The 19,062-nt window shown below is 72.3% G+C and carries 15 protein-coding genes and 1 other RNA gene; 2 read left to right on the top strand and 14 right to left on the bottom strand.

Translation table 11 applies throughout. The features are described from left to right. Positions 1-18: 18 nt before the first annotated feature. The 4 genes from ACIF8S_RS03685 to ACIF8S_RS03670 all read right to left on the bottom strand — a co-directional run bounded on the left by ACIF8S_RS03685 (position 19) and on the right by ACIF8S_RS03670 (position 6,008). A complete protein-coding gene (locus tag ACIF8S_RS03685; RefSeq protein WP_399997105.1) occupies positions 19-1,362 on the bottom strand; it encodes an acyltransferase in 1,344 nt (447 codons plus the stop codon). Beyond that, the gene (locus tag ACIF8S_RS03680) at positions 1,359-3,557 is read right to left on the bottom strand and encodes a polysaccharide deacetylase family protein (RefSeq protein ID WP_399997103.1); all 2,199 of its coding nucleotides are present in this window, start codon (positions 3,555-3,557) and stop codon (positions 1,359-1,361) included. Before ACIF8S_RS03680 ends, ACIF8S_RS03685 begins: the two co-directional genes overlap by 4 nt. After that, complete coding sequence (locus ACIF8S_RS03675; protein WP_399997102.1) at positions 3,557-4,723, bottom strand: hypothetical protein; 1,167 nt, start codon at positions 4,721-4,723, stop codon at positions 3,557-3,559. The genes ACIF8S_RS03680 and ACIF8S_RS03675 overlap by 1 nt, the downstream gene beginning before the upstream one ends. Before the next feature lie 301 nt (positions 4,724-5,024). Next, a complete protein-coding gene (locus tag ACIF8S_RS03670; protein WP_399997101.1) occupies positions 5,025-6,008 on the bottom strand; it encodes a LysR family transcriptional regulator in 984 nt (327 codons plus the stop codon). A gap of 83 nt (positions 6,009-6,091) precedes the next feature. Here ACIF8S_RS03670 and ACIF8S_RS03665 point away from each other — a divergent pair, with 83 nt between their 5' ends. Then, entirely contained in the window at positions 6,092-7,396 is a 1,305-nt protein-coding gene (locus ACIF8S_RS03665) for an MFS transporter (RefSeq protein ID WP_399997100.1), read from the top strand. Positions 7,397-7,600: 204 nt separating this feature from the next. Here ACIF8S_RS03665 and ACIF8S_RS03660 read toward each other — a convergent pair whose 3' ends face one another. The 6 genes from ACIF8S_RS03660 to ftsE form a co-directional block, all read right to left on the bottom strand. After that, entirely contained in the window at positions 7,601-8,581 is a 981-nt protein-coding gene (locus tag ACIF8S_RS03660) for an alpha/beta hydrolase family esterase (protein ID WP_399997099.1), read from the bottom strand. 131 nt (positions 8,582-8,712) lie between these two features. After that, positions 8,713-9,116: a transfer-messenger RNA gene (ssrA, locus tag ACIF8S_RS03655) on the bottom strand. A 117-nt stretch (positions 9,117-9,233) separates the two neighbouring features. Continuing rightward, the gene (gene smpB, locus ACIF8S_RS03650) at positions 9,234-9,713 is read right to left on the bottom strand and encodes an SsrA-binding protein SmpB (protein ID WP_024885335.1); all 480 of its coding nucleotides are present in this window, start codon (positions 9,711-9,713) and stop codon (positions 9,234-9,236) included. A gap of 60 nt (positions 9,714-9,773) precedes the next feature. After that, the gene (locus ACIF8S_RS03645) at positions 9,774-10,934 is read right to left on the bottom strand and encodes a S41 family peptidase (protein WP_399997097.1); all 1,161 of its coding nucleotides are present in this window, start codon (positions 10,932-10,934) and stop codon (positions 9,774-9,776) included. Positions 10,935-11,001: 67 nt separating this feature from the next. After that, positions 11,002-11,919, bottom strand: a complete 918-nt coding sequence (gene ftsX / locus ACIF8S_RS03640) for a permease-like cell division protein FtsX (RefSeq protein WP_024885333.1) — start codon at positions 11,917-11,919, stop codon at positions 11,002-11,004. A 29-nt stretch (positions 11,920-11,948) separates the two neighbouring features. After that, positions 11,949-12,638 (bottom strand): cell division ATP-binding protein FtsE, encoded by a 690-nt coding sequence (gene ftsE / locus ACIF8S_RS03635; protein WP_006132401.1) that lies wholly within the window; start codon positions 12,636-12,638, stop codon positions 11,949-11,951. A 283-nt stretch (positions 12,639-12,921) separates the two neighbouring features. On the opposite strand from ftsE, the gene ACIF8S_RS03630 reads away from it, so the two are divergent. Further along, positions 12,922-13,113, top strand: a complete 192-nt coding sequence (locus ACIF8S_RS03630) for a hypothetical protein (protein WP_349792364.1) — start codon at positions 12,922-12,924, stop codon at positions 13,111-13,113. Between the two features lie 98 nt (positions 13,114-13,211). Here ACIF8S_RS03630 and ACIF8S_RS03625 read toward each other — a convergent pair whose 3' ends face one another. The 4 genes from ACIF8S_RS03625 to ACIF8S_RS03610 form a co-directional block, all read right to left on the bottom strand. Further along, positions 13,212-13,892, bottom strand: coding sequence for an LPXTG cell wall anchor domain-containing protein (locus ACIF8S_RS03625; RefSeq protein ID WP_399997095.1), 681 nt, complete (start codon positions 13,890-13,892; stop codon positions 13,212-13,214). A gap of 307 nt (positions 13,893-14,199) precedes the next feature. Beyond that, positions 14,200-15,306: a peptide chain release factor 2 gene (prfB, locus tag ACIF8S_RS03620; protein ID WP_399997094.1), complete on the bottom strand. Its 1,107-nt coding sequence runs from the start codon at positions 15,304-15,306 to the stop codon at positions 14,200-14,202. Positions 15,307-15,686: 380 nt separating this feature from the next. After that, complete coding sequence (locus ACIF8S_RS03615; protein ID WP_399997093.1) at positions 15,687-16,925, bottom strand: serine/threonine-protein kinase; 1,239 nt, start codon at positions 16,923-16,925, stop codon at positions 15,687-15,689. 109 nt (positions 16,926-17,034) lie between these two features. Beyond that, the gene (locus tag ACIF8S_RS03610; protein ID WP_399997091.1) at positions 17,035-18,669 is read right to left on the bottom strand and encodes a serine/threonine-protein kinase; all 1,635 of its coding nucleotides are present in this window, start codon (positions 18,667-18,669) and stop codon (positions 17,035-17,037) included. Between the last annotated feature and the right edge of the window lie 393 nt (positions 18,670-19,062).

Here is a 19,062-nt window from a genome sequence, read left to right as displayed (position 1 = left end):
CCGGGGCGGCCCGTGACATCAACGGCGGCGCGTCCGGCCGGCGGTCTCGGCGCGCTTGTCCTTCGCGCCGTTCGGCCAAAGCCGCGGGCGGCGCTTCGCGGCGAGGTCCTCGACCCAGCCGGTCGCGACGACCACCAGACCGATGAGCGGCCAGATGAACGCGAACGCCCACAGCTCGTACGTGCTGTTGAGGGCCTCCGCCCCCCGCTCGCTCTGCATGAACGGCAGCTTGTACAGCAGGTCGACGATCGGGAAGGTGAGCGCGATCAGCAGGTTGTGCCACAGGTAGATGGTGACGGCCCGGTTGTTGGACAGGGTCACCAGCTTGTCCCAGTTGGCCAGCCGCCCCGGCAGCTCCTGCCACGAGGGCGAGTACTGGAGCAGGATCACCACGAACCCGAACGACCACGCGGCCTGCGCGAGCGGGATGTTGTTGAGGTCCCAGCCCTCGTCGCCGAGGTGGCCGGAGGCCCACCACAGTCCGAACGCCATCACCAGGGCCGCGCAGGACACCGAGATGTAGCGCGGCACCTGCTTGAGCATGCCGTCGTGGTGGGCGAAGCCCAGCACCCAGCAGGAGCCGTAGACCGCGAAGTCGGTGACCGCGTTGCCGGTCTCGCCGGGAATGGTGACCAGCCCGGAGCCGACGACGGCCGTCAGGCCGAGCGGGGCGAGCAGCGTCGGCCAGGGGGCCCGGCGGAACGCCCACAGCAACAGCGGGGAGGCGAGGACGAACCACAGGTAGGCGCGCAGGTACCACAGCGGGCCCACCCCGTCGTCCGCCCAGGTGCCGCCGGTCAGCGGCCCCAGGTCCCCGGCCTCGACGGGGTACGGCGGGGCGCCGATCGGGACGAGGTAGTTGAACAGCTTCACCAGGCCCCAGGACCCGCCGCCCTGGTCGGGGTCGTCCCCGGGGTTCCAGCCGCTGGCGAACAGCAGCGTCAGCGCCACGGCGGCGAAGATCCACATCGGCGGCAGCAGGCGGCGGACCCGCGACCGGATCACGCTCCACGCGGGCCGCTTCAGGGACCGCGCCATCAGCGAGCCCGCCAGCGCGAACATCACGCCCATGGACGGGAACAGCACCGTCAGCCAGGCCCACCCGAAGAGGTGGTAGACGACGACGCGGACCAGGGCGACGGACCGCAGCAGGTCCAGATACCGGTCCCGGCCCGGCTTCTTCGGGGCCGGCTCCGCCGCGGACTCCGGTTCCGGTTCCGCGGCCGGCTCGGTGACGTGCTGCTGGGGGAACGGGTACGGCGACTGCGCCGCCACGCCCACCTGCCCACCGTACGGCGGGCCGTAGGGGCCGGCCGGTTCCTGCGGGACCGGACCGGTGCCGGTCGGGTAACCGTGCGTCATGCCACCGGCCTCCGGTCGTCGCTGGGCGCCTGCCCGCTCGGCACGGCTCCGTTCACGGGCGCGCCGACCACACCGGTGCGGCGCAGCTTCTGCCAGCGCAGCCGGCCGCCGGTGAGCGCGGTGATCCAGGACTGGAGCAGCACGACGTACATGAGCTGGCGGTAGAGGATCTGCTGCAGCGGCAGCGAGATCAGGTGGGTCATGCGTTCCTTGTCCAGCCGGAACGCGTACGCGGCGCAGACCGCCTGGATGGCCAGCACGCCCAGCCACGCGAGGATCGTCTGCTGGGTCGGGCCGAAGACCAGGCCGTAGAGCAGGAAGACGTCGATCAGCGGGGCCAGCAGCGGGGCCACGATCATGAACAGGGAGACGAAGGGCAGGCCCACGCGGCCGAAGCGGCCCGAGGGACCCTTGTCGATGAGGGCCCGGCGGTGCTTCCAGATGGCCTGCATGGTGCCGTACGACCAGCGGTAGCGCTGCGACCAGAGCTGCTGCACGGTCTCCGGGGCCTCGGTCCAGGCGCGGGCGTTCTCCGCGTAGACCACGCGCCAGCCGGCGCGGTGCAGCGCCATGGTGACGTCGGTGTCCTCGGCGAGCGTGTCCTCGCTCATGCCGCCGATCGGCTCCAGCGCCGACTTCCGGAAGGCGCCCACGGCACCCGGGATGGTCGGCATGCAGCGCAGGATGTCGTACATGCGGCGGTCCAGGTTGAAGCCCATCACGTACTCGATGTGCTGCCAGGCGCCGATGAGGCTGTCCTTGTTGCCGACCTTCGCGTTGCCGGCCACGGCGCCGACCCGCGGGTCGCCGAAGGGCTGGACGAGCTCACGGACGGTGGACGGCTCGAAGACCGTGTCGCCGTCCATCATCACGACGATGTCGTAGCGGGCGTTGGCCAGGCCCCGGTTGAGGGCGGCGGGCTTGCCCGCGTTGAGCTGGCGGATGACCCGGACGTTGGGCAGGCCCATCGCCTCGACGATGCGGGCGGTGCCGTCGGTGGACCCGTCGTCGATGACCAGCACCTCGATCGGATGATCGCTGGCCATCAGGGAGTTGACGGTGTTCTCGATGCACTTGGCCTCGTTGTACGCCGGGACCAGCACGGTCACCGGTTCGGTGACCGTCGGGCCCCAGCGGAAGCCCTTGCGGCGCACCCGGCGGGCGTGGGCGCCGGACAGCAGCAGCATCAGCACGAAGCGGGCGATGACCAGGGTGCCGATGACGGCCAGGCCGACCACCAGCACGCCGGTGATCTTCTCGGAGGCCTGCACCAGGAAGATCCAGGCCTTGCCCTTCCAGAGGTCGGGTCCGGTGACCGGGCTGTGCGCGCTGGGCGCGTCCAGTGCCTCGGTCAGGTTGTCGAACTCGTAACCCTGGTCCTTCAGTCCGGGCAGGAACGTGTCGAGCGCGGCCACGGTCTGGCTGCGGTCGCCGCCGGAGTCGTGCATGAGGACGATGGCGCCCTGGCCGTTCTCCGGTGTGGCGCGGCGGATGATCTCGTCGACGCCGGGCCGCTTCCAGTCCTCGCTGTCGGTGTTGTTGACGACGGTGAGGTAGCCGCGGCTGCCGATGTACTCGGTGACCGGCCAGGACGCGTTGTCCATGGCGTCGGCGTGGGAGGAGTACGGCGGACGGAACAGCGAGGTGCGGATGCCGGCCGCGCCGGTGAGGGCGAGCTGGTTCTGCGACAGCTCCCAGTCGATGCGCTTCTTGGACTGGAGCGACAGGTCGGGGTGGTTGAAGGTGTGCAGGCCGATCTCGTGGCCCTCGTCCACCATGCGCTGGACCAGGTCCGGGTAGCGGGAGGCCATGGTGCCGGTGACGAAGAAGACGGCGTGCGCGTCATGCTTCTTCAGCACGTCGAGCACCTTCGGCGTCCAGGTGGGGTCCGGGCCGTCGTCGAAGGTGAGCACCAGCCGGTGGTCGGGCACGCTCAGGGACGTGGCCTTGCCGTTGCGGACGTCTATGACCGGGCCGCCCTCGAGTATCTCCTCGGGGACCTGGGTGGTCGGGGCGGGGTCCTGCACCCGGTGGTCGGCGAGGATCTCGCTGTGCACGTAGCCGCGCAGCATCAGCATGGCGGCGAGGGCGACGAGGACCAGCAGCGGGAGCAGCAGGCGCAGCGGTACACGGCGGCGCAGTGCGCCGCGCCGGGACGGGCGGGCGGCCCGGCGGCGGTGGGACGGGGATGCCATCAGAGGACGTTCTCCGGGGACTGTGCGGCGGCGGGGGCGGCGTCGGCGCCCGCGGCGGGTTCGGCGGCGACCGGCTGGTCGGCGGGGGGAGCGGCGAGGTTGTCGGTGCCGCCGGCCTCGCCGCCGCCGCCCGTGGTGGCGGTGGGGTCGGGAGGAGGTGCCTCCGTGGTGACCGGGTCGGAGGGCTGCGTGGTGGTACCGCCGCCGCCCGCCGGGGGCGTGTTGGTGGTGGCGCCGCCGCCGGTGCCGCCGGTGGCCGGCTGGGAGCTGGCGCGGCCGGCCGGCGTGGTCGCCGGGGCGCCCCCGTCCGGCTGCTTCACCGTGCCGCCGGTGCCGCCCGCCACGGGGGCGGAGGCGCCGGGCGTGGGCACGTCGGAGGCGCCGAGGCTCGGGGCGCCGCTGCCCGGCTGGAGGCTGGTGCCGGCGCTGGGCGTGGGGTCGGCCGCCGAGGGCTTCGGCGTGGTCTCGACCTGCTCGGCCGGCTTGTCCTCCTGCCCCGGGACGGGCATCCAGGGGGCGTCGGAGTTGCCGGACAGCAGGGTGGCGACCATGACGACGGCGTAGCCCGCGCAGGCGAGGCCGACGGCCAGGCCGATGCGGCGGTAGAGCCGGTTGCGGCGGCCCGACTCGTCGACGAAGACGGGGGCCGCCTCCGGGGCCGCGCCCGCACCGGGCGTCCGGCTCAGTACACCGCCGGCACCGATCTGCACGGCGTCGAGCTGGACCGTCACCTCGTGCGGGTCGTGGGTGGCGTCGGCGCCGGCGTCCTCCTGCCACGGGTCGCGGACGGTGGTGCCGGTGTCCGCGGGGACCGCAGGACCGGCGGGGGAGGCGGGCGGGCGCGGGACGCGCAGGGCGGTGGTGCGCTCGGAGTCGTAGGCGTCGTCGGCCCGGCTCCCGGCGGGCCGTGGCGTCCCGCCGAAGGCGCTGAAGCCGTCCCCGCCGCCGGACGGTGTGGGCCGGCCGCCCGTGTCGGGCAGCACCTGGGTCCTGTCTTCGGTGCCGGGCGGGGGCAGCATCTGGGTCCTGTCGTCGGTGCCTGACGGGGGCAGTATCTGCGTCCGGTCGTCGTCCATGCCGTTCCCGGACGGGAACACGCCGAGGCGGGCCCAGCGCTCGTCCAGGGAACCGGAACCGGCGCGGAGGCCGTCCGCGCCGTCTCTCACGCCGGGTTCGGCCGGTCTTCCCGACAGGGGGAGCACCCGTGTCTCACGGGCGTCCTCGTCCCCTTCCGCGAACCGCCGCGCGGCGTCAGCCGATTGCGGCCGCCCCGGTTGGGCGTCTTCTCGCCACTTGTCCACGCGCTCGCACTTCCCCCCAAACGGAACCATCGGCGCGCGTACGACCCGAGCACCCGTCGGCGGACCGGGCCCCCACCCGCTCCGAGCGCCCCGTTTATCACACCGTGCTCGAAGCATCGAATGTAGCGCACGCGGAGGTTGTGTGTTTGCAGGGAGACCTTTTGTGTCAGCAGCGAGACATTGGGTGCGCTCCCATGACAGCGGCGTCGGTTTCGGGCAGCCAGGAGTCCTCGGGGCGTCGCAACCAGCCACGTTCGACTGCGACTTCAGCCGCGGAACGGCACAGTTCGGTCAAAGCGGGATGGATCATTCCTTTTCGCCACACGAGCGACACGGGCGAAAGCGGCACCGGCGCCACCAGAGGCCGCGAAACCGTCCCGGGAAGTGGCGGAAAACTCACCACCGCGAGGATCGGATTCCGCGTCCGGTCCATGATCCGCCGGAACTCCTCCTCCCCCACCGCCAACGGAGCGGGCGGTGCGAGCGTGATCCCCCGACCGTCGAACAGCAGGCGTGCCAGGTCCGTCCACTCCAGGGTGCGGGGGTTGCCCGCACCCGCGTACACCGTCTCACCCGCCAGCGCGGCCAGCGGCACCTCGGGCAGCTCCGCCAGCGCGTGGTCCTCGGGCAGCACCACGGCCATCGGCTCGTAGCGCACGGGCTGCTGCTCCAGCCCGGTGCGCAGCGCGGGCGCCAGCCCCGCGAACCGGCCGAACGACACGTCGATCCGTCCCGCCAGCAGCTCACCGGCCGCCCAGGTCAGCCCACTCTCGTAGCGGGCCATCAGTTCGTGACCCGCGGCCCGCTCCCGGGCCCGGTGCAGCACCTCGCGGTGGGTCTCCAGACCCGGCGAGTTGAGGTCCACCAGCAGCGGGCGGCTCCGTCCGGCGGCGGCGAGCAGGTCGTCCTGCGCCTGGAGCACCGCGCGGGCGTACGGCAGGAGGCGTTCGCCGTCGGCGGTGAGCGTCACCCGGCGGGTGCTGCGGACGAACAACTCGCAGCCCAGGTCCCGCTCCAGGCGCCGTACGTCCCGGCTGAGCGCCTGCTGGGCGATGTACAGGCGCGCGGCGGCCCGGGTGAAGTGCAGCTCCTCGGCGACCGTGACGAAGGCACGCAGGAGCCGGGGATCGACGGCGGCGGGGACGGGCATCCGGTGAACCTACAACACAGGTGCGTGAATCGGCACCGAGAAGGTGTTGGACCGGGCGGAGTGCCGGGCACGACGGTGGAGCCATGCCCCAGCCGACCTCGCGGGACACCCGCCTGTTCACCGTCACCGCCGACACCCTCGTCGCCGTCGACTTCGCCCCGCACGCCCGGCGCGAGCCCGGCCCGTACCGCCGGCTGTTCGCCCTGCCCGGCACCCGCGCCTTCACCGCCGGCAACCTGATCGCCCGGCTGCCCATGGGCATGTTCGGCGTCAGCGCCATCGTGATGATCGCCGGAAGCCGCGGGTCCTACGCCCTGGCCGGCGCCGTCACCGCGACCGGCCTCGCGGCCACGGCGGTGGTCGCCCCCTGGACCGCGCGCCTGGTGGACCGGTACGGGCAGGCCCGGGTGGCCCTGCCGGCCACGCTGTTCGCCGTACTGGGCTCGCTCGCGCTGGTGCTCTGCGTACGCCGGGACGCCCCCGACTGGACGCTGTTCGCCTCCTACGCCGCGACCGCCACCACACCGAACACCGGGGGCATGTCCCGGGCCCGCTGGGCGCACCTGCTGAAGGGCAGGCCCGAGGAACTGCACACCGCGAACTCCTTCGAACAGGCCGCTGACGAACTGTGCTTCATGCTCGGCCCGGTGCTCGCGGCCGTGCTGTGCGGGACCTTCTTCCCGGAGGCGGGGACGCTGGTGGGCGCGGTGCTGCTGCTGACGGGCGTCGCGCTGTTCACCGCGCAGCGCTCGACGGAGCCGCCGGCCGTCCGGCGTACCGCGGGCCGGGCACCCCTGCGGGCCCCCGGCATACGCCCCCTGCTGCTGATCTGCCTGGCGACCGGCGCGGTGTTCGGCTCCATGGAGGTGGTGACGATCGCGTTCGCGGACGGGCAGGGGCACCGCACGGCGGCCGGCGCGGTGCTCGCGCTCCAGGCGGCCGGCTCCTGCGCGGCGGGCCTGCTGTACGGGGCGGTCCGCCCCGCCGGGCCCGCGCGGTCCCGGCTGGTGTGGTGCCTGGCCGCGATGGCCGCGCTGATGACCCTCCCGCCGCTCGCCGCCGGCCTCACCGGCTCGCTGCTGGTCCTGGCGGGGGCGCTGCTGGTCGCGGGGATGGCCACCGCCCCGACGATGGTGACCACCATGACGCTGGTGCAGGAGCACACCCCCGAGGGGCGGCTGAACGAGGGCATGACGCTCGCGGTCACCGGGCTGCTCGGCGGGATCGCCGGCGGCAGCGCGGCGGGCGGCTGGGTCGTCGAGCACGTCTCGGCCACCACCGGCTACGTCGTGCCCGCGGCGGCGGCGCTGACCGCCTTCCTGGCCGCCGGAGCGCTGCGTTCCTTCGGCGCGTCGAACCGCGCCGGCGAACGCCGCTCCTCCCGTTGACGAATCCGTTCGGCGATTCCCGTTGACGGCCACAGGTCGCGACGGCCCGCGTCCCGGTCACCTCGGTGACCGGGACGGCGGCTGAGCCGGGCACCCGCGCGGTGCGGCTGCTGGTACGGAGGGCTCTCGGGAGCCGTACCGGGCGGCACCACCCTGCTGCCGCCCCGGCCGGCGGAGCGGGCGAGCAGGGCGCCGGGAGCGCGGTCAGCCCAGGCCCCAGGCCTTCCCCAGCCGGTGGGCGGCGCACAGGTTCACGTCCAGGAAGTACGCCCCGGCCGCCCCGCACTGCGTCTCCCCGCTCCCGGGGTCGACCGGCTGGCCGTGTCCCATGCCGGTGAGGCCGTACGTCTCCACGACCGCGTTCCCGCCGGGGCCGCGGTAGACGCGGTGCGGGTGCCCGGCGACGGTGTCGCTGACGTCCGGGGTGCGGTCGGCGCCCTGCACGTCGGTCCACTGGTCCACCAGACCGGTCATGTTGGCCGGCCTCACCGTGTAGTCGGCCGTGCCGTGGAACACCGTGAGGGCGGGCCAGGGGCCGGTGTACCCGGGCCGCGCGGCCCGCACCCGGTCGCCCCACTGCGCCGGGGTCTGCGTGGCCCCGACGTACATGCACACGTAGGGCGACCCGGCGGCCTGCGCGCAGCCGTACGGCAGCCCGGCGACGATCCCGCCCGCGGCGAACTTCTCCGGGTAGGCGGCCATCATCACGGCGGTCATCCCGCCGCCGGCGGACAGGCCGGTGACGTAGACGCGGGACGGGTCGCCGGAGACGTCGGCGAGCTGCCGGTCGACCATCTGGGCCACCGAGGCGGCCTCGCCCTGCCCGCGCCGGATGTCGGCGGGCTCGAACCAGTTGAAGCACTGGGTGAGGTTGTTGCCGCTCTGCTGCTGCGGCAGGACGACGGAGAAGCCCCAGCGGTCGGCGAGCGCCGTCCAGCCGGTTCCGGAGGCGTACCCGGCGGCGTTCTGGGTGCAGCCGTGCAGGGCGACGACCACGGGGCGGCCGGCGGGCAGCCCGTCGGGGATGTAGCGGTACATCTTCAGGGCGCCCGGGTTGCTGCCGAAGCCGGTGACCTCCTGGAGGGAGGCGGCGGAGGCGGGCGCGGGGGCGAGCAGGACGGAGAGGAGGGCGGCCAGGAGGGCCGTCAGCACGGTGGGGCGCAGTGCGGCTCTGGTCTGTGTCATGGAGAGCGAAGGTAGAAGCGTGAACCACCCTTCGATATGGGCGCGGACCCCACATCCCCGGGGTGCGCTCATGTGGGCGCATGACAAAGGCCCCGTCGCTTGCCGCGACGGGGCCCGTGCCCACATGGGGTAAGTGGAGATGGCGGGAATCGAACCCGCGTCCAACGGTGCGGAACCAGGGCTTCTCCGTGTGCAGTCGGCTGTGCTTTTCTCGGCCCCGGAGATCACGCCGACAAGTCTCCGACGGGCCCAGTCACTGTGTGATTTCCCTCTTCACCCCGTGACCGGGATCAAGGTTTAGTTCCCTAGCTGATGCCAGGATCCGGGTCGGGAACACCCCCGGGCTGACACTCCCTTAAGTGGGGGAGCCGCTGCTCGCTACCTGAAGATCAGGCAGCGAGGGCGAGCTCGCCCTGGGAGATGGATCGCTTGGAATTGGCGATTATTTTTTTCGGCCTGTGGTTTACGAGATCATGGCCGCTTCCTCGACACGCTTCCCCTGCTTCGACAGCCGCTGTCGAAACCGATCATCCCCATGTTGTTTTTTCAAACCCTCCGGGAGGAGGGGGCGCGCACCCGCTGTGAGGTGCAGTGCCATCGTACGTGACCAACGCGGGTCGATGCCAGCCTATTCCCGCGCCGCCGCCGGCCCTCAGGCCCGCTGCTTGCGGCGGACCGCGGAGATGGCCCGCTCGGTCTCGCGGCGGTCCTGCTTCTCACGCAGCGTCTGCCGCTTGTCGTACTCCTTCTTGCCCTTGGCGAGCGCGATCTCGACCTTCGCCCGGCCGTCCTTGAAGTACAGGGCGAGCGGCACGATGGTGTGGCCCGTCTCCTGGGACTTGGCCTCCAGCTTGTCGATCTCCTCGCGGTGCAGCAGCAGCTTGCGCTTGCGCCGCGCGGTGTGGTTGGTCCAGGTGCCCTGGCTGTACTCCGGCACGTGCACGTTGTGCAGCCACGCCTCGTTGCCGTCCAGCTGGACGAAGCCGTCCACCAGCGACGCCCGGCCCTGGCGCAGGGACTTCACCTCGGTGCCGGTGAGGACCAGGCCCGCCTCGTAGGTGTCGATGATGAGGTAGTCGTGCCGCGCCTTCTTGTTCTGCGCGATCAGCTTGCGCCCTTTTTCCTTAGCCATAGTGCCGCCCATTTTCGCACTACGGAGGGGCCCCGGGGGAAGCCGATTATCGCCGCCGGGCTACTGCCCGAGTCCGCCGAGCACCGTCTCGGCCCGCTGAAGCGCCCCATCCCCGGCCTCCAGGTCGGGGGTGAGGCCCTCGCCGTCGACGCCCCGGCCGGAGGGGGTGCGGTAGTGGCCGACGGTCAGTTCCGCGACGGAGCCGTCGGGCAGCGGGGTCGGCATCTGCACCGAGCCCTTGCCGAAGGTGCGGGAGCCGACCACGACCGCCCGGCCGCGGTCCTGCAGGGCTCCGGTGAGGAGCTCGGCCGCGCTCATCGTCCCCCCGTCGACCAGCGCGACCAGGGGTCGGGTGGTGTCGCCGCCGGGCTCGGCGTGCAGGGCGCGCTGCTCGCCGTCGACGTCGTAGGTGGCGACCAGGCCGCCGTCGAGGAAGGCGGAGGCGGCCGTGACCGCCTCGGTGACCAGGCCGCCGGGGTTGCCCCGCAGGTCCAGGACGATGCCGGCGCCCGCGGGGGCCTCGCGCACGGCGGAACGGACCCGTTCCCCGGAGCCCCTGGTGAAGGCGCCGACCTCGATGACCCTGATCCGGGAGGCGAGGGAGCGGACGGTGACCGTGTCCCGGGAGACCCGGGCGCGCCGCAGGGTCTCGCTCCACGCGCGCGTGCCACGCTCCAGGCCGAGCCGGACGGTGGTGCCGGTGCTCTCCCCGGTGGTGTCGCCGCGCAGTAAGGAGACGACCTCCGTGACGGGCCGGCCGTCGACCTTCTGGCCGTCGACGCTGCGCAGCCGGTCGCCCGGGCGGATGCCCGCCCCGGCGGCGGGCGTGCCGCTGCCGACCCGGGTGACCTCGATCCGTCCGCCCCGTTCGCGGGCCCACAGGCCGACACCGGTGTAGGCGCCGTCGAGGGTGTCCTCGAACTCCTCGTACTCGTCCGGGGAGTAGACGGCGGCCCAGCGGTCCCCGCTGCGGCTGACGGCGCGCTCCGCGGCCTCCAGGGGGGACGCCCCGTGGGCGGCGGCCTCCTCGGCCGCCCGGGCGACCTCGGCGTGGTGACCGACGGGCGTGGCCTGCGCGGCGCCGTCCGCCGCGTCCCGGCGGTCGGTGCCGGGGAGACTGCCCGTGGCCGCGCCGGCGACGAGGACGCTCGCGAACACCAAGGTCAGGGCGGCGCCGCGGCGGACGCTGCGGTGCCGACAGAACGGGTCACGACCTGACATGCCGGTGAGTCTAGGACAACGCGAAGGGGCGCACGGCCGGTTGGCCGCGCGCCCCAGTTGGCAAGAGTCACACCTTCAGATACTTGCGCAGCGCGAAGAACGCGGCCAACGCCGGCATCAGCAGACTCGTCGCGAGGATGAGCGGAAGCTTCGTCAGGACGGCGTCCCAGCCGATGAAGTTGATCAGGCTCAGCTTCTCCGACAGCGCCAGTCCGTGGTCGATGATGAAGTACCGGCCCAGCAGCAGGAAGGAGCACGCCAGGGTGCCGCCGATGAGGCCGGCGACCGCGGCCTCCATGATGAACGGCGCCTGGATGTAGAAGCCGGAGGCGCCCACCAGACGCATGATCCCGGTCTCGCGCCGGCGGCTGAACGCGGACACCCGGACCGTGTTCACGATCAGCATCAGGGCGACGACCAGCATCAGCGCCATCATCGCGAGCGCGGCGATGTTCATGCCCTCCAGCAGCCCGAAGAGGTTGTCCAGCAGCCCCTTCTGGTCCTGCACCGACTGCACGCCGTCCCGCCCGTCGAAGGCGGTCGCGATGACCTGGTACTTCTCCGGGTCCTTCAGCTTGATGCGGTAGGACTCCTGCATCTGGTCGGGCGTGAGGGAGCTGGCCAGCGGCGAGTCGCCGAACTGCTCCTTGTAGTGCTTGTACGCCTCGTCCTGGGACTCGTACGACACCGTGTCGACGACCGACATCTTCTCCAGGTCGGTCTTGATCTGGGTCTTCTGGTCGTCGGTCACCGCGCCCTTGGCGCAGTTGGGGTCGGACTCGGCGTCGCTCTTGTTGCAGAGGAAGATGGAGACGTTGACCTTGTCGTACCAGTAGCCCTTCATGGTGTTCACCTGGTCGTTCATCAGGAGTGAACCACCGAACAGGGCGAGCGACAGGGCGACGGAGACGACGACGGCGAAGGTCATCGTCAGGTTGCGGCGGAGACCGACGCCGATCTCCGACAGGACGAACTGGGCGCGCATGGCGTCTGATCAAGCCTTTCCGTGGAGCGTCAGTGCTGGTAGCCGTAGACGCCGCGTGCCTGGTCGCGTACGAGGCGGCCCTTCTCCAGCTCGATGACGCGCTTGCGCATCTGGTCCACGATGTTCTGGTCGTGCGTCGCCATCACCACGGTGGTGCCCGTCCGGTTGATCCGGTCGAGCAGCTTCATGATGCCGACGGAGGTCTGCGGGTCGAGGTTGCCGGTGGGCTCGTCGCAGATGAGCAGCTTGGGCCGGTTGACGAAGGCCCGCGCGATGGCGACGCGCTGCTGCTCACCGCCGGAGAGCTCGCCCGGCATGCGGTCCTCCTTGCCGCCGAGCCCGACGAGGTCGAGCACCTGCGGCACGGACTTGCGGATCTCACCGCGCGACTTGCCGATGACCTCCTGCGCGAAGGCGACGTTCTCCGCGACCGTCTTGTTCGGCAGCAGGCGGAAGTCCTGGAACACGGTCCCCAGCTGGCGCCGGATCTGCGGCACCTTCCAGTTGGATACGCGGGCGAGATCCTTGCCGAGGACGTGCACCTGACCGTGGCTGGCGCGCTCCTCGCGGAGGACGAGCCGCAGGAAGGTGGACTTACCGGAGCCGGAGGACCCGACGAGGAACACGAACTCGCCCTTCTCGACCTCCAGGGAGACGTCCCGGAGGGCAGGGCGGGTCTGCTTGGGGTAGACCTTGGACACGTTGTCGAATCGGATCACGGATGCACCACGGGTAGCCGGGGGTAGATGAGCGTGACCTTACGCGACCCGGGGAGGCGTGCGCAGGCACCGGTAGGGGTTGCGCAAGACTTGCGCCCTTTTGTTCCGGTGCCGGGTGAGGGCAGCGTCCACCCCAACGGCACCGCGGCCGCGAATCCTCATGAACCATCCTCTCCGGGAGGGACCCGGCGCGGCTTCCGCAGGAACCTGGCACAGTGGGAGGGGAACGTTCACGCGGTGGTGGGCGTTGAACCCCAGGAACCGGTGCGAGGAGGGCGAGCGCATGACGTACGACCGGCTGGTGTGCGCGAACTGCGCCGCGCCCGTGAGCGAGGGCCGGTGCCCCGTGTGCCGTGCGAACCGCGAGCGGCTGCAACAGGACAACTTCTTCTCGGGGCTGAACCCGGTGACACTGATCGCCCTGCTGGCGGTACTGATCGCGGCGGTGGCGCTGCTCGCCCACCAGACCGTCTGACCCCGGGGCACAAGGACACGGGCGAGGGCCCGGAGCGCACTGGCGCTCCGGGCCCTCGTCTCATGTCGTGCGTACGGTGCGTAGGCGTGCCGCGACCGTCAGGCGGCGGCGCCTCCGCGGCCGGTCATCAGGCGCGGGAGCACCCGGAAGCCGATACCGCCGGCGATCATCGTGGCGGCACCGATCACCAGGAAGGTGGTCTCGGCGGCACCGGTCTCGGCGAGCTCCTTGCCGCTGCCCTGCGCCGAGGCGGCCGGGGCCTCCTCGCCGGTGTCGGTCAGGGAGGAGGAGCCCTCCTCCTGCGGCGAGGCACCGCCGTCGGGGTCGAGGCCGCCGCCGGGGGTCTCCGAGGGCTCCTCGACAGGGCCCTCGCCTCCGCCCGGCGTCTCCCCGCCGTCGCCCGGGGTCTCGCCGCCGTCACCGGGGGTCTCGCCGCCGTCGCCCGGCGTCTCGCCACCGTCACCGGGGGTCTCGCCGCCGTCACCGGGGGTCTCCCCGCCGTCGCCCGGCGTCTCGCCACCGTCACCCGGCGTCTCGCCGTCACCCGGGCAGTCCGGGTTCGTGCCGATGTCGCAGCCCGGGTCCGTCTCGTCGCCGCCCGGCTCCGGGTCGTCCTCGTCGCCGAGGCTCGCACTGAGGCCGAGGCCCGCGTCGTTCGCCTCGGCGCTCACGCCGATCTCAAGGGCGGAGGCGGCGCCGGCCGCCGTCAGCGAGGCACCGGCCGCTATCACGGCACCGGCCGCGATGCGTGCGACACGGATCCGCGTCTTCTTGGTCATGTGGTTGCTACCCCCAGTAGCTCATCGTCAGTGAGGCGGCGCCCGGGGCCGTGATCAACGGAGGTAACTGTGGTGAAACGCCCCCCGGTTCACATGCGCCCCAGAAATGCGCATGCCACGCTTCACCATTCCCATTTTCCAAAAGAACGTCAAGGCCGTTGCGACCGCGATGTCCGACTCCGCGCGCTTTGTGAGACACGGAACCTGTGAGTGTGATGTAAATCCCGGACATCCCCGACACGACAAGGCAACTGCCGCTCATTCAGCGGCAGTTGCCTTGTCGACAAATCGGTGTTCGGCGGAGGGGTTACTTCTCCCGCTGCTTGCGCCAGCGAATTCCGGCCTCCAGGAAACCGTCGATCTCGCCGTTGAACACGGCCTCCGGGTTGCCGACCTCGTACTCCGTGCGCAGGTCCTTGACCATCTGGTACGGGTGCAGCACGTACGAACGCATCTGGTTGCCCCAGGAGTTGCCGCCGTCGCCCTTGAGGGCGTCCATCTTGGCCTGCTCCTCCTGGCGGCGCCGCTCCAGCAGCTTGGCCTGGAGCACGTTCATCGCGGTCGCCTTGTTCTGGATCTGCGAGCGCTCGTTCTGGCAGGAGACGACGATGCCGGTGGGGAGGTGGGTCAGGCGCACCGCCGAGTCGGTGGTGTTGACGCCCTGTCCGCCGGGCCCGGAGGACCGGTACACGTCCACGCGCAGCTCGGACTCGTCGATCTCGATGTGGTCGGTCTGCTCGACCACGGGGAGCACCTCGACGCCCGCGAAGGACGTCTGGCGGCGGCCCTGGTTGTCGAACGGCGAGATGCGCACCAGGCGGTGCGTGCCCTGCTCGACGGAGAGGGTGCCGTAGGCGTAGGGCGACTGCACGGAGAAGGTGGTCGACTTGATGCCGGCCTCCTCCGCGTACGAGGTCTCGATCAGCTCGGTCTTGTAGCCGTGCTGCTCGGCCCAGCGCAGGTACATGCGCTGCAGCTTCTCGGCGAAGTCGGCGGCGTCGACGCCGCCGGCCTCGGCGCGGATGTTGACCAGCGCCTCGCGGGAGTCGTACTCGCCGCTGAGGAGGGTACGGACCTCCATCTCGTCCAGCGCCTTCTTGACCGACGCGAGCTCCGACTCGGCCTCCTCGCGGGTGTCCGGGTCGTCCTCCTCCTCGGCCATCTCGAAGAGCACGGCGAGATCGTCGATCCGGCCGCGCAGCGTCTCGGCCTTCCGTACCTCCGCCTGGAGGTGGGAGAGCTTGCTGGTGATCTTCTGCGCCTCGTCCGGGTTGTCCCACAGGGACGGCGCGGCCGCCTGCTCCTCGAGCACGGCGATGTCTGCCCTCAGCTTGTCGAGGTCCAGGACGGCCTCGATCGACTCCATGGTCGAGGAGAGGGACTTGAGCTCTTCGGATACATCGACGACTGCCACGCCCTCCAGCGTAACGGCTCCCCGCCGTGGGCCATGCCGGGCGGGGGCGCCCGGCTCCCTCCCGTCTCCCGGGAGCTCGGCCCCGGGGCCCCGTTCGCGCGGTTCCCCGCGCCCCGGGAGTCACCTCACCCGCGTGGGTGGGGGCGGGCGCGGGCGCGCCGGAGGGGTGCCGCCCGTCGTCCTCCCGTTTCGGGGGCTCCGCCCCCGGACCCCGTTCGCGCAGTTCCCCGCGCCCCTTGGGGGGAGTCACCTCACCCGCGTCATCACGGAGGGGGCGATGGCGGCGGAGGCGTGTGGCGGGAGGGTGACCCCGTCGCCCTCCCGTCTCGGGGGCTCCGCCCCCGGACCCCCGTTCGCGCAGTTCCCCGCGCCCCTGTGGCCTACGGGGCGGCCGGGGCCGAGGTCTGGGTGTCGGGGGGTGGGGGGGTGGTGTCGTTCGAGGTGGCCAGGTAGGTGCCTACTCCGGCGGCCGTCAGGATCAGCGCCGCCACCGCCACCACCAGGCGGCGTCGGCGGGTGACCGCGCGGTTGCGGGCGGAGCCGGGGCGGGGGGCGCCCGCCGCGCGGGGGGCCCGGGCCGTGCCGTGGGCTCCCCCGGCCAGCTCGTCGGGCGCCGGCACCCGCATCGACGTGTGCGTGTCGCGGTTGGAGTCGGAGGGCTTCGCGCCCGGCACCAGCGGGACCGCGCCCCGGCGGCGTACCGGCCGGCCGGTCACCGGGGCGGCGCCGGACAGCTCCTCCGCGGCCTCCTCCGCCGCCTCGGTGTCCGGCTCGTCCACGTCCAGCGGCGGCATCCCGGCCAGCAGCGGCAGCAGCTCCCGCAGCCGGGCGGCCAGCTCGGAGGCGCGCAGCCGGGACGCCGGGGCCTTCGCCAGGCACTGCACCAGCAGCTGCCACAGCTCGTCCGGGATACCGGGCAGCGGGACGACCGTCTCGGTCACGTGGCGGCGCAGCACGGCGCCCGGGTGGCCGCCGCCGAACGGCGTGAAGCCCGCGAGCAGCTCGTACAGGACCGTGGCGAGGGCGTAGATGTCGACGGACGCGCGCGGCGGGAGACCCTCGACGATCTCCGGGGCGAGGTAGTCCGGCGTGCCGATGATCTTGGTGGCCCGGGTGCGGCGCGGGGTGTCGATGAGCTTGGCCACACCGAAGTCGGTGAGCAGGGCACGGTGCGAGCCGCCGGGGCCGAGCGGGCCCTGCATGTCGAGCAGCACGTTCTCCGGCTTCACATCCCGGTGCACCACCCCGGCCGCGTGGGCCGCCGCCAGACCTTCCGCGACGTCGGCGACGATCGCCACCGCGGCCTCGGGGGCCAGCCGGCGCTCCCGGTCCAGCCGGGTGCGCAGGTCCGTACCCCGTACCAGGTCCATGACCAGCGCGAGGTCGTTGCCGTCGACCACCAGGTCCCGCACGGACACCACGTGCGGATGCTCCAGACCGAGCAGCGCCGTCCGCTCCTGCACGAAGCGGCCGACGAGCTCCTGGTCCGAGGAGAGATCCTCACGCAGCAGCTTGATGGCGACGGGCCCCTCGGGGCCCTCGCCCAGCCACACCGTGCCGGCGCTGCCCCGCCCGAGGATCTGATGGGCGGTGTACCGGCTGCCGATTCTCCGTGCCAAGACTGCTCCTACCGACGCGTGTTGTCGCCAAAGCTACGCGTCCGGACAGGTGACCTTCACCGGAGACCCGGAAATCGGCCCCCAGGTGTCGACAAATCGGCAGGCTCGCTCAGTTCGTGGGGTCGGAGGGCCCGCCCAGGTCCTCGATCCAGCCCGTGATCGAGCCGAACCAGTCGCTGAGCTGCTCCCAGTAGCCCTTGCCGGCGCCGATCCAGTCCTGCAGCGGGCTCAGCTCCCAGATCAGCCAGCTGGCCACGAACAGGATGAGCAGCGTGAACAGGCACCCCTTGAGGCAGCCGAGGCCGGGGACGCGCATCGGGTTGGCGCCGCGCTGCCGGGGCCGGCGCGGCTCCCGCGCGGGGCGCTGCGGCTCCGGCGGCGGCGCGTACCGCTGCGGCGGCTGGGGCTGCTGGCGCCGCTGGCGCTCCGGCGGCGGGGCGTACTGCTGCGGCTGGGGCTGCTGCGGGTAGCCGTACCCCGGACCGGGCTGGCGCTGCGGCGGCTGCTGCGGGGGCCGGGCGACCTGCCGCTGGGGGCGGCGGCGCAGCGGGTCCTGGCCGGGGTCGAGGTACTGGACCTGGGTCTGCTCGTTGCGGTCGCGGGCCGCGCGGAGCTGGTTCTGCCAGGGGTGCGGGTCCTCGGGTCCGCCGGACTGTCCGGGCGGGCCGGGCGGCACGGGAGGCATCACGGCCGTGGGGTCGGCGGCGCCGGGCGGCGGGCCGGTCTGCGGCAGGACGCTGGTCGCCGCGTTGGGGTCGTAGGCGCCGTTCGGGTTCTGCGGCAGCACCTGGGTGGGGTCCGAGGCGCCGGGGACGCCGGGCACCTGGGCGGGCGTGGGGTCGGGGGCGAGGAGCGCGCCCACGTTCTCCGCGGCCGCGATCTGCGCCGAGTTCGCGTGCACGCCGATGCCCTGGGCGACGACCCGCAGGCCGCGCGCCAGGTTCTCCGCGCTGGGCCGCTCGTCGGGGTTCTTGCGCAGGCAGCGCTCGATGACCGTCCACAGCGGGTCGGGCACGGTGGACGGGCGGCGCGGCTCGGCGCTCAGGTGCTGGTGCAGCACCTCCAGGGCGGACGCCCCGGCGAACGGCGGACGGCCGGTGACCAGCTCGTACAGCAGGATGCCGGCGCCGTAGATGTCGACGGCGGAGGTCTGCGGGCGGCCCTCGGCGGACTCCGGCGCGATGTACGCGGGCGTGCCGACGAACTCCTGGGTGCGGGTCAGGCCCGGTGAGTCGGCGAGGCGCGCGATGCCGAAGTCGGTGAGCATCGGGTGCAGCTCGTCGCCCTGCTGCTTCAGCAGGACGTTGGCGGGCTTCAGGTCGCGGTGCACGACGCCGTCGGCGTGGCTGGCGCCGAGCGCGTCGGCGATCTGCGCGGTCAGCAGCGCCGCGGCGACGGGGGTGAGGGGGCCGTTCTCCCGCAGGTAGCGGTGCAGGTCGGGGCCCTCGACGAGGTCCATGACCAGGGCCAGCAGCTCACCCTCGACGACCAGGTCGCGGACCCGGACGATGTTGGGGTGGGTCAGCCGCAGCAGGACCGAGCGCTCCCGCAGGAAGCGCATCACGATGTCGGCGTCGCCCGCCAGCTCTTCCTTGAGGACCTTGATCGCCACGGTCTCGCCTGGCTGGCCCGGCACGGCCGCCTCGGCGCCCGCGGTCTCCCGCTGGCGCGCTCGCCAGACGGTGCCCGTGGCGCCGCGTCCGAGCGGCTCCTCGAGCAGGTACTTGCTCCCTACCGGCCGCACGTCATGCGCTCCCTGCTGCTTGCCTGGCTGGCGTACACCGTGGTCCACCCTGCTGCGGAATGTTCCGACCCACTGTAGTGCCGCCGCACGGGATACCGGCCGGCCGACTTCTGCGTCGTCCTGTGCTGGGTCCTACGCACCGGCTCCCGTTCCTGTTCGACGGTTCCGCGGTTTCCGCCTGTGTGCGGAGTCTGCAGGAAAGACGCCCGACTCTGTCCGTTGGTTGCCGCGGGCCGGACGTGACCGATCTCAAGTCGGCCCGGACTGATCATCCGAGCGTCACTGGTCAGGCATTTTTACGGGCAGAGCCGACCAATCAAGATCATTTGATGCCCGGGGGCGGGCGCACTGTCGGTGACAGGTGCGAGGATGCGGGCAGTACTGGCCGTACGT

It is taken from the genome of Streptomyces sp. NPDC085937, assembly GCF_044540535.1.
GTDB lineage: Bacteria > Actinomycetota > Actinomycetes > Streptomycetales > Streptomycetaceae > Streptomyces.
Note: the sequence above shows the minus strand (reverse complement) of the source record. Positions and strands in the feature narration are given on the sequence as shown.

Coding starts and splice junctions, on each gene's coding strand:
- ACIF8S_RS03625 (WP_399997095.1), bottom strand. CDS start 13,892: ATGACCAAGAAGACGCGGATCCGTGTCGCACGCATCGCGGCCGGTGCC.
- ACIF8S_RS03630 (WP_349792364.1), top strand. CDS start 12,922: ATGACGTACGACCGGCTGGTGTGCGCGAACTGCGCCGCGCCCGTGAGC.
- ftsX (WP_024885333.1), bottom strand. CDS start 11,919: ATGCGCGCCCAGTTCGTCCTGTCGGAGATCGGCGTCGGTCTCCGCCGC.
- smpB (WP_024885335.1), bottom strand. CDS start 9,713: ATGGCTAAGGAAAAAGGGCGCAAGCTGATCGCGCAGAACAAGAAGGCG.
- ACIF8S_RS03645 (WP_399997097.1), bottom strand. CDS start 10,934: ATGTCAGGTCGTGACCCGTTCTGTCGGCACCGCAGCGTCCGCCGCGGC.
- ACIF8S_RS03665 (WP_399997100.1), top strand. CDS start 6,092: ATGCCCCAGCCGACCTCGCGGGACACCCGCCTGTTCACCGTCACCGCC.
- ACIF8S_RS03680 (WP_399997103.1), bottom strand. CDS start 3,557: ATGGCATCCCCGTCCCACCGCCGCCGGGCCGCCCGCCCGTCCCGGCGC.
- ACIF8S_RS03660 (WP_399997099.1), bottom strand. CDS start 8,581: ATGACACAGACCAGAGCCGCACTGCGCCCCACCGTGCTGACGGCCCTC.
- ACIF8S_RS03685 (WP_399997105.1), bottom strand. CDS start 1,362: ATGACGCACGGTTACCCGACCGGCACCGGTCCGGTCCCGCAGGAACCG.
- ACIF8S_RS03670 (WP_399997101.1), bottom strand. CDS start 6,008: ATGCCCGTCCCCGCCGCCGTCGATCCCCGGCTCCTGCGTGCCTTCGTC.